We start from the raw sequence: 12,936 nt of genomic DNA on the forward strand, positions 1-12,936 counted from the left end.
GATGAGTTTTCAAATGTCGCGACGTCAGTATGCAGATATGTTTGGACCAACCGTTGGAGATGCTGTTCGTTTAGCAGACACAGAGCTATTTATTGAAATTGAAAAAGATTTCACCACGTACGGAGATGAAGTAAAGTTCGGCGGAGGAAAAGTCATTCGTGACGGAATGGGGCAGCATCCTCTTGCAACACGAAGCGAAGCAGCGGACTTAGTGTTGACAAATGCAATTATTGTTGATTATACAGGCATATATAAAGCAGATATTGGAATAAAAGATGGACTCATTCAAACTATCGGAAAAGCGGGCAATCCCCTGCTGATGAATGAAGTAGACATCATCATTGGTGCCAGTACAGAAGTGATTGCAGCTGAAGGGAAAATTGTAACCGCCGGCGGTATTGATGCACATATTCATTTCATTTGTCCGCAGCAAATTGAAACTGCTCTTGCCTCGGGAGTTACAACAATGATTGGAGGAGGAACGGGACCGGCTACAGGAACAAAAGCTACAACTTGTACACCCGGAGCTTGGCATATTGAACGAATGCTTGAAGCTGCTGAAGCATTCCCAATGAATATTGGCTTTTTAGGAAAAGGGAATGCAAGTGCCAAAGAGCCTTTAATTGAGCAAATTGAAGCTGGAGCGATTGGACTAAAGCTTCATGAAGACTGGGGAACCACGGCATCTGCCATTGACACAAGCTTACAGGTAGCAGACGAGTACGATGTCCAAATTGCGATTCATACAGATACTTTAAATGAAGGCGGCTTTGTCGAAGATACGATTGCAGCGATTGGCGATCGAGTCATTCATACCTATCATACTGAAGGAGCTGGAGGCGGACATGCACCTGATATTATGGAAATGGCAAGCTTTCCAAACGTGCTTCCATCATCAACTAATCCAACAAGACCCTATACTGTCAACACGCTTGAAGAACATTTAGATATGCTCATGGTATGTCATCATCTTGATCCCTCTGTACCAGAAGACATCGCTTTTGCTGATTCTCGCATTCGCAAAGAAACCATTGCAGCTGAAGATATTTTACACGATTTAGGTGTATTCAGCATGATTTCTTCAGATTCCCAAGCAATGGGACGTGTAGGAGAAGTGATTACAAGAACGTGGCAAACAGCTGACAAAATGAAAAAGCAGCGAGGGAAACTTGATGGTGACAGCGAAGCTGGCGATAACGCACGTGTCAAACGCTATGTAGCTAAATATACGATTAATCCAGCTATTGCTCATGGAATTTCGGAATACGTAGGATCAGTAGAAACAGGGAAAATGGCTGACTTAGTCCTATGGGAGCCAGCTTTTTTTGGAATAAAGCCTGACTTGATTGTAAAAGGCGGTTTGATTGCACACAGCTTAATGGGAGATCCTAACGCGTCAATTCCAACTCCACAGCCGGTTTTATACCGTCCGATGTTTGCTTCTTATGGAAAAGCAAGAGCTAAAACGTCTCTTACGTTTGTGTCAAAAGCAGCGTACGAGAACAAAGTGGGCGAGAAACTGGGGTTGCAAAAGCTGCTTAAACCGGTCAAAAATATTCGTCAATTAAAAAAAACAGATATGAAGTTAAACGGGGAAATGCCTAAAATTGAAGTTGATCCCCAAACGTACGAAGTAAAAGTAGATGGACAAATGATTACATGTGAAGCAGCAGAAGTTGTGCCTATGGCACAGCGATACTTTTTATTTTGAGGTGAAAGAAATGGTAATCGAAAAAATTATCGGAAATATGGCAACATTAGAAAAACGGGCTCCGCATATAGAAACGGTATATATCGAAAGTGATCACTTAGTAAAACGCGTTCAGCGCGTTGTAACAGATCACGGTAAGGAACTAGGAATTCGTCTAAAAGAAAATCGCGAGCTCACTGATGGCGACGTGCTGTTTATGGATGAAAGCAATATGATTGTTGTTCAGGTGGTGGCAGACGATATTTTAACCATTCAGCCGATTGATATTCAGCAAATGGGAGAAATTGCTCACCAGCTTGGCAACCGACATTTGCCAGCACAGTTTGAAGGTGGAGACATGCTCGTACAGTACGATTATTTAGTCGAAGAATTGCTTCAGCAGCTTGATATTCCCTATAAGCGCGAAAAAAGAAAAGTAAAACAAGCTTTTAAGCATATCGGACACAGTCATGACTAATTCATTGCTTTCGCTGATTCAACTATGTGATTCAAATTTTCCATCCGGTGCATTTTCACATTCGTTTGGCTTTGAAACGTATATTCAGCGAGATCAAATTTACAACACAGAAACCTTTCAAGAAGCGCTTCGTACATACCTTGATGTTCAGCTGACGTATACGGACGGCTTAGCATGCAGACTGGCTTATGAGTATGCAAATCATGACCAGTTTAACGAAATTATAAGAGTGGATCATGAATTATACGCTCTTGCTTTGTCAAAAGAAACAAGAGAAGGGACGAGACGCGTGGGCCAGCGCATGTTAAAACTTTGCTTAGAGTTATTTCAAGGCTCTTATTTAGAAAAGTATATGAGTGAAGTAAAAGCAAAGAAGGCGTATGGACATCCTGCTGTTGTATTTGCATTAGCCAGCCTGCAGTTAAACATTACAAAAGAAGAGGCAATTTTAAGTCACTTGTACGCTAGTATTTCTTCGTTAATTCAAAATGCTGTTCGCGGCATACCGATCGGGCAAACCGATGGGCAAAAAACGCTCGTTCTTTTTCAGCCGTTGCTGCAGCAAGCACTTCAGCATATTTTACAAGCAGATCAAGAGGAATTTGGTGCGGTGACACCAGGGTTAGAAATTGCTCAAATGCAGCATGAACAGTTACATGTTCGATTGTTCATGTCATAAAAAAGGAGGGAAAGCCTTCTAACAATGAAGGCGTAAAAATGAATGCAATTAAAATTGGAATTGGTGGACCTGTTGGTGCAGGGAAAACAATGTTAGTAGAACGATTAACGCGTGCACTAGAAGGACAGCTAAGCATGGCAGTCGTTACAAACGATATTTACACAAAAGAAGATGCGCAATTTCTAGTAAAAAACAGTATTTTGCCAGAAAATCGTATCGTAGGAGTAGAAACAGGAGGATGTCCTCATACGGCCATTCGAGAAGATGCATCTATGAACTTTGCTGCGATCGATGAGTTAGTGGAACGCCACCCCGATGTTGAACTTATTTTTGTAGAAAGCGGAGGAGATAATTTAGCCGCAACGTTTAGCCCAGAGCTCGTTGATTTTTCGATTTATATCATCGACGTAGCACAAGGGGAAAAAATCCCGCGTAAAGGCGGTCAAGGAATGATTAAATCTGATTTATTCATTATCAACAAAACAGATTTAGCCCCGTATGTAGGAGCCAGTTTAGAAGTAATGGAAAAAGATACAATCCAAGCAAGAGGGCACAAGCCTTTTGTTTTCACCAATTTAAAAGAAGATAAAGGGCTCGACCAAGTGATAGAATGGATTAAAAAAGAGGCCTTTTTAATCGGCCTTGAATCATGAGCTACACGGGTTATTTAGAGCTTCGAGCAGAAAGAAACAGTGAGCGAACCGTTATTAAAGATACGTACCATTACGGTGCTTTCAAAGTTGCCAGACCTATTTACATGACTCCTGAATCCCCTTTTGTTTATATGCTTCACGTAGGCGGAGGATACGTAAGCGGAGACAAGTATAAAACGATGATAACGGTAGAGAAAAATGCCCAGCTGACGGCTACTACTCAATCTGCGACAAAGGTGTACAAAACACCGAACAAAGCTGTTTTACAAGAAACGTGTATAACCCTTGAAGAACAAGCAATCATGGAATATATACCAGACCCGCTTATTTTGTATGAAAATGCTGCATTTGTCCAAGAAATAACGGTTCGTATGGCACAAAACGCTGCTTTGTTTATGTGTGACAGCATCACCCCGGGGTGGTCACCGGATGGGCAGCTGTTTCAATATACCTCTATGCGTTCCAAGCTTAAACTGTATGTAAACGAGCAGCTGAAGGTATACGATCACTTATACTTGAAGCCAGAAAGCCATTTGCGCGGCATGATGAAAATGGAAGGGTATACTCATTTTGGATCGATTATCATTGTTCATCCAAACGCCGACGACGCATTTACAGCGAAAGTACATCAGCTGTGCGAAGAGGCAGGCTGTAAAGTAGGAGCTTCTGCACTTCCGATCCCTGGATGTGCTATTCGAATATTAGCTGCTAGTACACAAGAAGTTGAAGACATAATCGCTAAAGTATACGGATTGTTCCGACAGCATTTACTAAAAGCTGAAGTATCACTTTTGCGTAAGTATTAAAGAGGCTGGGACAAAAATATGTTAGTTGAAAGAAGATCCGAACGAGCTGGATTCTTAATGGAGAATCAAATTCGTTCGGATTTTTTATTGGTAGGGTGAACGTAGGTTTCCTGTATGTAGCTCCTTCTACCCGTTGATTAAAGGGCAAAGCGGCGTCTTGCACAAAAATCAACAGCTGTGGAACAGGCAGTCCAGGACATTTATCCTACTTATTCATCTTTAGATTGAATTGTTTTCGTTATGTCTCATTCGCTTTTAGAACCACAGGCTAAACAATCCGTCGCTTACACCTAAATTATACATATAATAAAGGCCAAATATAATGCTGACAGCGCCTGTTACCTGCAGTAAGCAGCGGTTTAACGTCACTTGTTTTTTAGTTGTAACGAATGGAATTCCAATGACCGTGGTAAATAACAGCATGCCAAGACAAGTGCCGATTCCAAAAATGATAATGTACAGAGCACCTTGCCATACGTGAGTAACGGTGCTCATCGTTAATACAACCATCGCTGCGCTTCCGGCCAGTCCATGAACAAAGCCAATGCCCAATGACTTTAAGTAAGACGTTTTTTCGTGATGCGTATGTACTTGTTTTTTGTAAGACAGAAACGATGTGAAACCGAGGTAAACGAGCATAATGCCCACTAAAAATTCAAGTGACATGCTCATACGTTCAGAAATACTGCTTTTTAACACCATTAAAATCATGCCAAAAATAAACAGCGTAAGCGTATGGCCAATCCCCCAGTACACTCCTGCAAGCGAAGAGCGCCACAGTTTTTTACTTTTTGAAGCAATGGTTGATACAGCGATAATATGATCTGGTTCTAGAGCATGCTTGATTCCTAAAAGAAACCCTAGTATTAAAATTGAAAAAAAACTTGTTTCCATGTCAGCTTTCTCATCCTTTCGTACGTATAACACTAGTATATCGTACGATTTTGTTTTAATAAACAGAAAATTCTAAACGAAAATATCTGGTCGAATAGCTAAACTATTTATCAATTTACAATAAGTTACAAATATTAAAGGAGATGTAGTATAAAAATTTTACATTTACAAAAACTATGAGTAAATTATTGTGAGGTTGATAACTATGGACAAAATTTCTACTGATATTATGCTGTGGAGTTCTTTTATACGTCAAAATGTTAGGACAGAACGTGACTAGACTAGAAGCTCTTTTATGGAGCATTGCGTTGCCGGGCTTTGGACAATTACTAAACAAAAAACATATAAAAGGAATTTTGTTTATTGTACTTGAATTTCTCATTAATATGGGCGCAAATTTTAATGAAGGCATTCGCTTAAGCTTTTTAGGAGAAACAAGGCAGTCCCTAGAAGTAATGAACATACAGTGGTTAATGTTTTATCCATGTTTATATTTTTTTGCAATTTGGGATGCTGTTAAAGAAGCAGAAAACGGCGCATCGAGATTTACATTTATTCCTTTTGTCTCCTGTGCTTATTTTGTTACAGTAGGCATTATGTATTCCTCAGTAACAACCATCAACGGTGTTTTTATAGGACCAATTTGGCTTCCTATGCTGTCTGTTATACCTGGACTTGTTGTCGGACTCATTGTCAAAAAGCTATTAGAAGTGTATATACATAAGAAAAAATAAACGTCATTACAATCTATACATCCGTAGATTTTAATGGACGTTTATTTTATTTTTGTTTATAAATAAGTAATAAAGTCTCTTATTTAGGGAACGTACTAACAGTGGCTGTTTTTACATAATTTTAAGAGAGCGCGGACTACTCATAAAAAAGAGCACATTGAAAATGGAGAGAATGGGTACGAGCTTATATAATAGCACTTTGACAAAAAGAAGCTGGAGAGAAGGTGGATAGAGGATGATCACAAATGGTATTTATCGTTTTTTTCTTATCTGGTACGTATGCGGAGTCGTCTTGCTTTCCTTCGATTTGCTGCCTTCATGGTTAGAATGGGCAAACGCGGTCTTTTTACACTTGAGCAGTCTTCTTGCTCTTATTTATCTAGCTAAAGCTTATGGAGTAAGGCGGGCACTGCTCGTTGCGATATTTGTGACAGGCGCATCTATTTATATCGAAAGTCTAGGTGTTAAGTATGGATTTTTATTTGGATCCTACGATTACGAAAAAGATTTTGGCGCCAAAATTTTAGGTGTTCCTCTGACCATTGGTTCGGCTTGGTTTATGGTTGTGGTTACAAGCAGAATACTAGCTCTAGGAATTATGAAACGTATGGAGCTGCCGTTTATTGTCCATGGAATTGCCTATGCAGTCATTAGTTCGCTTTTTGCTGTTATTATGGATTTGGCTATTGATCCTGTTGCCTATGTTGTTAAACAATATTGGGTGTGGGAAGGGGACAGCTTTTATTATAATATTCCTTTATCAAATTTCTCCGGCTGGTTTTTATTGTCTTTCTTCATTCAGCTGGTCGTATACTTCTTTTTAGCTAAGTCTCCTAAAGAGGAAAATCCGGTGTGGGAAAAAAGAATGGTATTTTTGTATAGTGCAGTTGTCATGATGTTTGTGATTGTAGCGTTGGCAAATGGCCTATGGCTTGTCGTATGGCTGACGATGATTCCTTTTCTTATTCTTTATATTGTGTATAAAAAGGAGACTCGCTTATGATTTACCCGAAGAAAAACTCAATATTTGAGCGATTTTTTCAACTGTTTGTCACATATCAGCTTAAAAAGCAATTTTATCGTATTCATTTACATATAGGAGGGCTCCCAAAAGATAAAAAAATTTTATTAATTGCTAATCATTCCAGCTGGTGGGACGGTTTAGTGACATTTTATTTAAATAACGCGGTATTAAAAACAGATCTATACGCTATGATGTCCGAACAAGGAATGAAGGATTTTCCTTTTTTTCAACGAATCGGAGCTTTTTCAGTAAATGCAGCGTCTCCGAAGCATACGGTGGAATCGTTAAGGTTTGCCAGTAAGCTGTTAGAAGAGAAAAAAGCGGTGCTTATTTTTCCCCAAGGAAAAGAAGAGCATCTTGAAAAAAGACCGTTAACTTTTTCTGAAGGACCTGCTTTTCTTCTAAAGAAGCATTCTGACGTTGAAGTTATTCCCATTACGTATTATTATACGTTTCGCCATGATCAGCGACCGGAGCTTTTTATCTGGATAGGGCAAGCTGTTTTTTACGACTCGGCCAAGGCAAGAGAAGAGATAACCAACACGCTAGGCGGTGCAGTCACTGCTCAGCTTGATCATCAAAAACAGAAAATAATTCAAGAAAACGATGAGGAGTTTACGGTTTTATTAAAAGGAAAAAAGACGCTTAGTGAATGGTTAACGTGGTGGAAAGCGAAGGTGAAAGAATGATTTACTATATGCTCTTATTTATTTTTATGCTGCTTTTAACCATTGTAAATATTCAAGCAATGCCTAAATTAAAAAGATACGAGCCGGATTCCAAAACACCTCAGCCTCTCATTTCTATTTTGATTCCAATGCGAAATGAAGAACGAAATGTAAAGCGAATCATTTCCTCTATTAAAGGATTAACGTACAGCAATCTAGAATGTGTCATACTAGACGATCAGTCCACTGATCAAACACGAACACAGCTGTTGAAAGAAATTCACGGGGATCCGAGGTTTACCATCATAGAAGGAAAAGAGCTGAGAGAGGGTTGGGTCGGAAAAGTTCATGCCTGTTACCAGCTGTCGCAAGCTGCAAATGGAGAATATTTATTGTTTATAGACGCAGATGTAGAACTAAAAGAACGTACACTAGAACATACTTTAGCCACAGCACAAGCGGCAAAAGCCGCTCTTTTAACAGGTTTCCCTCGTTTTCCCGTAAAAACGTGGTTAGAAGCATTGGTTGTTCCGCTTCAGCATGTGGTTGTTTTTAGTTATTTACCGGTTGTCGTAGCTAATCGTAACAAGATGAGCAAAGCTTCCGCGGCTCACGGTGCTTTTATGTTTATAAAAAAAGAAGCTTACGAGGCCGTAGGAGGACATGAAGCCGTCAAATCTTCACTAGTAGAAGATGTCCACCTAGCCCAGCTTTTTAAGCAAAAGAAACACCGCGTCATTTTAGCTAATATTACCTCTCATGTTAGCTGTTATATGTATGAAACAACAGAAGAAGTATGGAACGGTTTTGCTAAAAACATCTTTGTAGGTCTGGGCCGCTCCGCTAAAGCAGTTTGGGTACTAAGCGTTTTTTTTGCCTGTTACTATGTGCTGCCGCTTCCTTTTTTTATAGCAGGAATATTCACAGGCAACATGCTTTGGATTCTTCCTTTTTGCATTATGCTTTTTCAGCGGTTTTTAATTGACCGGTCGGCTCAGCAAAAAGGGCTTTTATTTTGTACGATGCCCGCGTCGGCAATTGTGCTGATGCTGCTGATGAATCATTCCATGAAGCGTGAACGAAAAAAGCAGGGATATGAATGGAAAGGAAGGCATTATCAATGAAAAAAGTACTAATAGTTGGGGCAGGATTAGGCGGATTAGCTGCAGGAGTTCTTCTTCAAACAAAGGGGTTCGATGTCACAATTGTGGAAAAAAACGAGCATGTAGGCGGAAAAATGATGCCTGTGCAGCTAGGAGAATATTCTTTTGATTTTGGGCCTAATACCATTACAATGCCCGAAGTTTTTCAGTGGTTATTTGAGCAAGCGGGTGAACGTCCAGAAGAATATATGCCTCTTGTCAAAGTAACGCATCATACGAATAATTTCTTCACCGACGGCTCCCAATTTTCCATGTCTATAGACGAAAGAAAAATGATTCAGCAGCTTGAACGTCTCGATCCCTTTGCTGCGGAGCAATACCCTGCCTATTTGAAAGAAGTAAAAAGAATATACGACATTGCAAAAAGCCAATTCTTCTACCGGACATTTTCATCGTGGAAAGATTACACAAACCCTTCTTTATTAAAAGCATTGCTGCAAGTAAGGCCGTTTGAAACAGTAGATACGTTTCATCAGCGTTTTTTTCGAAACGAAAACATACGAAATGCATTTAATCGATATGCAACCTATATCGGATCTTCACCTTATACATCACCCGCTACGTTTTCATTGATTGGACATTTAGAAATGAATGATGGGGTGTACTATGTAAAAGGAGGAAATCCTAGAATTGCAAAAGGGCTGGGACATGTGTTCCAAAAAGCTGGAGGAAAGCTGTATACAAACTGCAGTGTTACTGAAATAATCGTAAAAAATAAACGGGCTGTCGGAGTGGAAGTAAATGGAGAAGAAAAGATAGACGCGGATATCGTTATTGTGAACGGAGACTTGCTAAAAGCCTATCCGGCACTTGTAAAAGAACAGGATAGACCTCATTTTAAAAACAAAAAAGTAGCTGAATTTGAGCCTTCCATATCAGCTTATGTGATCATGGCAGCTGTTAAGAAGCGCTTTTCTCAGCTGATTCATCATCAAGTGTATTTTTCTCAGGATTATAAACAGGAATTCTATGAACTATTTCAACAAAAAACGCTTCCAACCGATCCCACCATTTACATTTGTAATTCTTCATATACCGATAAAACGGTAGCTCCGGGCGATAATTTATTTATTTTAGTGAATGCTCCTGCTGTGAAAGAAGAGAATCAAGAAGAAATGAAAGCTTATAGAGAAGTTGTCTATCGCAAGCTTTCTCAGTTTGGTTTAGATATCGAGCCTTGGCTTGTACATGAACGAATTGTTACTCCATATGAAATTGAACAAACGTTTGGTGCATTTAAAGGTGCTCTGTACGGCGTGAGTTCAAACCGGAAAATGGATAGTTTTCTTCGCCCAAGCAACGTCTCAAAAGATGTTAAAAACTTATATTTTGTAGGAGGAACGACTCACCCTGGAGGAGGGTCTCCTATGGTCACGATTAGCGGCATCAATGTAGCTATGCTTATTTCATCGTCCTAATTGATAAATCAGGATTGTCAAAAAGTTTAGTTTTTTGGTACTATAAGAAAGTGCAGAGGCTGTTAACCTACTGTTATTACGGATGGAAAAAATGAAAAAATATGTTACATAACGAAGTTGAAAAGGTGATTACATAACTATATGATTGTATTTACGTGTCTTATTATTATCATAAGCATTATCCGTCCGTACTTGGAAAGCGTGACTGTTAAGCGAATTGCTTCAGAAGGCAAAAAAATTCGCTACTACAAAGAACAGTTCTTTTTTTATGTGCTAATTTTACTGTTTTATATTGCGGTGATGGTATACCATAGGGTTCCAATTTCTATGTTAGGATTACAGGGAGTATATCTCGATACGATTCACCGCACGGCTCCGTATCCAGCGTGGATTGAATATTTGCTGCTTTTAATCTTTGCAGGCTTTATCATTCTTTCCATTATGCTTCAATGGATGAAAGATCATGGAGAAACGGTTTTTGTGGAACAGGAAATGCCCACGTCAATTGAGGCAACCGTTCCTAAAACGGAAAGAGAGCAAAAGTGGTGGCTTGCATACAGCGGTATCTCCAGCTTCGTAGAAAGTACCGTTTATTTTCCTAGCTTTTATTTATATAGTCACTATATATTAGCCATTGAAAACACATGGGTATTGGCCGTCTTAATTGGTATTGGTTATTTCCTATCACAGCTAGCTTTCCAGCGTGACCGTTTAAGTGTCCAGACGCTGTTAGTTGGTATTGGGCTAGGCGCTTTATTTATCATGACGAAGTCAGTTGTCATCATGGTCTTGTACTATGGCTTTAGCTTTTTGATTTATGATATTTACCAGCAAGATCGCAATCTAGTAAAAAGCACAGATGATCACTAAGAAATAACACGGCATAAAGCTGTGTTGTTTCTTTTTTTTATAATTTATAAAAAAAGCTTGAAAAGCGCTTTCAATAGTCTTATAATTTAGATAAATCGATTTACTAAACCGGTTTAGTAAGTGGTTAGTTAGTATAATAAGAAAGGTAGGTCGATTTATGAATAGTATCATTATCCCGTTAAATGCATTCGAAACAACAGGCTTTCAGCACACCATGATTGGGAAAATATATGAGCAGCAAGTACATGGAGTGGAAATTCGAAGAGAGTTAATGAAAAAAGTAGATCAAGAGATTGAGCTTATTGCCGAAGAATTAAAAACATATCCGCTTTTTACAGTATATTCGGCTCCAATTGAACTGTGGAAAGAAAATGGAGAGTTAAACACACAAGAATTAAAAGCTATTCTTGAAGAAGCCGTATCACTTGGCGCTCAGTGGGTAAAAGTTTCTCTTGGTTTTTATCAGCCCCAATCGCCTATGGCAGATTTACAGCAGCTATTAGAAGCATTTCCAGCTTTACGTCTATTTGTAGAGAACGATCAAACCAGTCACGGAGGCAACATAGCATCTCTGCATGCATTTTTTGATAACGCTTACGAAGTTCCTGTTTCCATGACGTTTGATATTGGTAATTGGCTTTATGTACATGAACAACCCCAGGAAGCAATCAAAATGCTAAGGTCATTTGTGGGCTATATTCATATTAAACACGTCATAAAAAGCAGCGGAAAGCTAGTGACAACCGCTATATCAAACGATTCAAATGAAATGTGGAAAGATATTTTGAAAGGGTTTTCTCATTCGATTTTTAAAGCTTTAGAGTTTCCAATCGATGAACCGGAACAAATTCCCGGCTTCATTTCATCGGTGCAAGCAGCAGAACAGGAGGAAGTTCAATGAATTCATTAGACGTTATTACCTTCGGAGAAGCAATGGCGATGTTCATGGCAGAACAGCCGGGACCGCTGCATGAGATTAAGCATTATACGAAAGAACTGGCCGGAGCAGAAACAAATGTAGCAATTGGTCTCGCTCGTCTCGGTCTGCGCGCAGGCTGGGTGAGCAAAGTCGGCAACGATCCTTTCGGTACGTTTATTATGAAACGTCTACAAGAGGAATATGTCAACACCGATTGTGTACTAGTAGACAGCGAACATGCAACAGGCTTTCAAATTAAATCAAAAGTGGAAGTGGGAGATCCGGAAGTTTGTTACTTCCGAAAAAATTCAGCAGCCAGTCACTTGCACTCGAGCGATTTTAATCAAAACTATTTTTTAGCGGCAAAACATATGCATATGACAGGCATACCGCTTGCTGTGTCAGCAAGTATGCGCGATTTTGCTCTACATGCACTTACATCGATGAAAGCAGCTGGAAGAACGGTTTCCTTTGACCCAAACCTGAGACCCACTCTTTGGAAATCGCAAGAAGAAATGGTTGTTACAATCAATGAAGCTGCTAAACAAGCAAACTACGTTCTGCCGGGCATTGAAGAAGGAAAAATCTTAACCGGCTACGAAAATCCAGAAGACATTGCTTCTTACTATTTAGATGCAGGTGTAGAGCTTGTGGTTATTAAACTAGGTGAACAAGGAGCCTTTTTTAAGACGGCTAAAGAGCAAGGGATGGTTGAAGGAATAAAAGTGAAACAAATAGTGGATACAGTCGGAGCAGGAGACGGTTTTGCAGTAGGACTATTAAGCGGACTTCTTCAAAATGATTCTCTTACTCAGTCTGTAAGGAGAGCAAATGCTATTGGGGCATTAGCTGTACAAAGCCCTGGAGATAACGACGGATATCCAACTGAACAGCAGTTGCAAAGATATATGGAATCCCAAAAACAAGGAGTGAAGTGATA

14 protein-coding genes are annotated in these 12,936 nt (G+C 39.6%); 13 read left to right on the plus strand and 1 reads right to left on the minus strand.

Annotated features, from left to right (window positions below):
• Position 1 precedes the first annotated feature (1 nt).
• From ureC to AC0C45_RS15455, 5 genes are read left to right on the plus strand one after another with little or no spacing between them, the layout of a single operon-like run.
• Complete coding sequence (gene ureC, locus AC0C45_RS15435) at positions 2-1,711, plus strand: urease subunit alpha (protein ID WP_034650864.1); 1,710 nt, start codon at positions 2-4, stop codon at positions 1,709-1,711.
• A 10-nt stretch (positions 1,712-1,721) separates the two neighbouring features.
• The gene (gene ureE / locus AC0C45_RS15440; protein WP_047932268.1) at positions 1,722-2,168 is read left to right on the plus strand and encodes an urease accessory protein UreE; all 447 of its coding nucleotides are present in this window, start codon (positions 1,722-1,724) and stop codon (positions 2,166-2,168) included.
• A complete protein-coding gene (locus tag AC0C45_RS15445; protein WP_034650871.1) occupies positions 2,161-2,847 on the plus strand; it encodes an urease accessory protein UreF in 687 nt (228 codons plus the stop codon). The genes ureE and AC0C45_RS15445 overlap by 8 nt, the downstream gene beginning before the upstream one ends.
• A 38-nt stretch (positions 2,848-2,885) precedes the next feature.
• The gene (gene ureG / locus AC0C45_RS15450; RefSeq protein WP_013057654.1) at positions 2,886-3,500 is read left to right on the plus strand and encodes an urease accessory protein UreG; all 615 of its coding nucleotides are present in this window, start codon (positions 2,886-2,888) and stop codon (positions 3,498-3,500) included.
• Positions 3,497-4,306 carry an urease accessory protein UreD gene (locus AC0C45_RS15455; RefSeq protein WP_016764673.1) on the plus strand — a complete coding sequence of 270 codons (810 nt, stop codon included), beginning with the start codon at positions 3,497-3,499 and terminating at the stop codon, positions 4,304-4,306. Before ureG ends, AC0C45_RS15455 begins: the two co-directional genes overlap by 4 nt.
• Positions 4,307-4,561: 255 nt before the next feature.
• Here the strand turns inward: AC0C45_RS15455 and AC0C45_RS15460 are convergent, their stop codons facing one another.
• Positions 4,562-5,200 carry a HoxN/HupN/NixA family nickel/cobalt transporter gene (locus AC0C45_RS15460; protein ID WP_047932270.1) on the minus strand — a complete coding sequence of 213 codons (639 nt, stop codon included), beginning with the start codon at positions 5,198-5,200 and terminating at the stop codon, positions 4,562-4,564.
• A gap of 272 nt (positions 5,201-5,472) precedes the next feature.
• On the opposite strand from AC0C45_RS15460, the gene AC0C45_RS15465 reads away from it, so the two are divergent.
• The 8 genes from AC0C45_RS15465 (at position 5,473) to AC0C45_RS15500 (ending at position 12,934) form a co-directional block, all read left to right on the plus strand.
• Positions 5,473-5,934 (plus strand): hypothetical protein, encoded by a 462-nt coding sequence (locus AC0C45_RS15465; RefSeq protein WP_228459514.1) that lies wholly within the window; start codon positions 5,473-5,475, stop codon positions 5,932-5,934.
• 235 nt (positions 5,935-6,169) lie between these two features.
• Positions 6,170-6,937, plus strand: coding sequence for a carotenoid biosynthesis protein (locus AC0C45_RS15470; protein ID WP_034650879.1), 768 nt, complete (start codon positions 6,170-6,172; stop codon positions 6,935-6,937).
• Entirely contained in the window at positions 6,934-7,647 is a 714-nt protein-coding gene (locus AC0C45_RS15475) for a lysophospholipid acyltransferase family protein (protein ID WP_047932272.1), read from the plus strand. Before AC0C45_RS15470 ends, AC0C45_RS15475 begins: the two co-directional genes overlap by 4 nt.
• Positions 7,611-8,750, plus strand: coding sequence for a glycosyltransferase family 2 protein (locus AC0C45_RS15480; protein ID WP_233335000.1), 1,140 nt, complete (start codon positions 7,611-7,613; stop codon positions 8,748-8,750). The genes AC0C45_RS15475 and AC0C45_RS15480 overlap by 37 nt, the downstream gene beginning before the upstream one ends.
• Positions 8,747-10,207, plus strand: a complete 1,461-nt coding sequence (locus tag AC0C45_RS15485; RefSeq protein WP_047932274.1) for a phytoene desaturase family protein — start codon at positions 8,747-8,749, stop codon at positions 10,205-10,207. The genes AC0C45_RS15480 and AC0C45_RS15485 overlap by 4 nt, the downstream gene beginning before the upstream one ends.
• A gap of 141 nt (positions 10,208-10,348) precedes the next feature.
• Entirely contained in the window at positions 10,349-11,077 is a 729-nt protein-coding gene (locus AC0C45_RS15490; protein WP_028409104.1) for a hypothetical protein, read from the plus strand.
• A gap of 157 nt (positions 11,078-11,234) precedes the next feature.
• Positions 11,235-11,978, plus strand: a complete 744-nt coding sequence (locus AC0C45_RS15495) for a sugar phosphate isomerase/epimerase family protein (RefSeq protein WP_013083745.1) — start codon at positions 11,235-11,237, stop codon at positions 11,976-11,978.
• Entirely contained in the window at positions 11,975-12,934 is a 960-nt protein-coding gene (locus AC0C45_RS15500) for a sugar kinase (protein ID WP_047932275.1), read from the plus strand. Before AC0C45_RS15495 ends, AC0C45_RS15500 begins: the two co-directional genes overlap by 4 nt.
• The last annotated feature ends 2 nt before the right edge of the window (positions 12,935-12,936 follow it).

The sequence above is a fragment of the Priestia sp. VA7 genome (assembly GCF_055710015.1).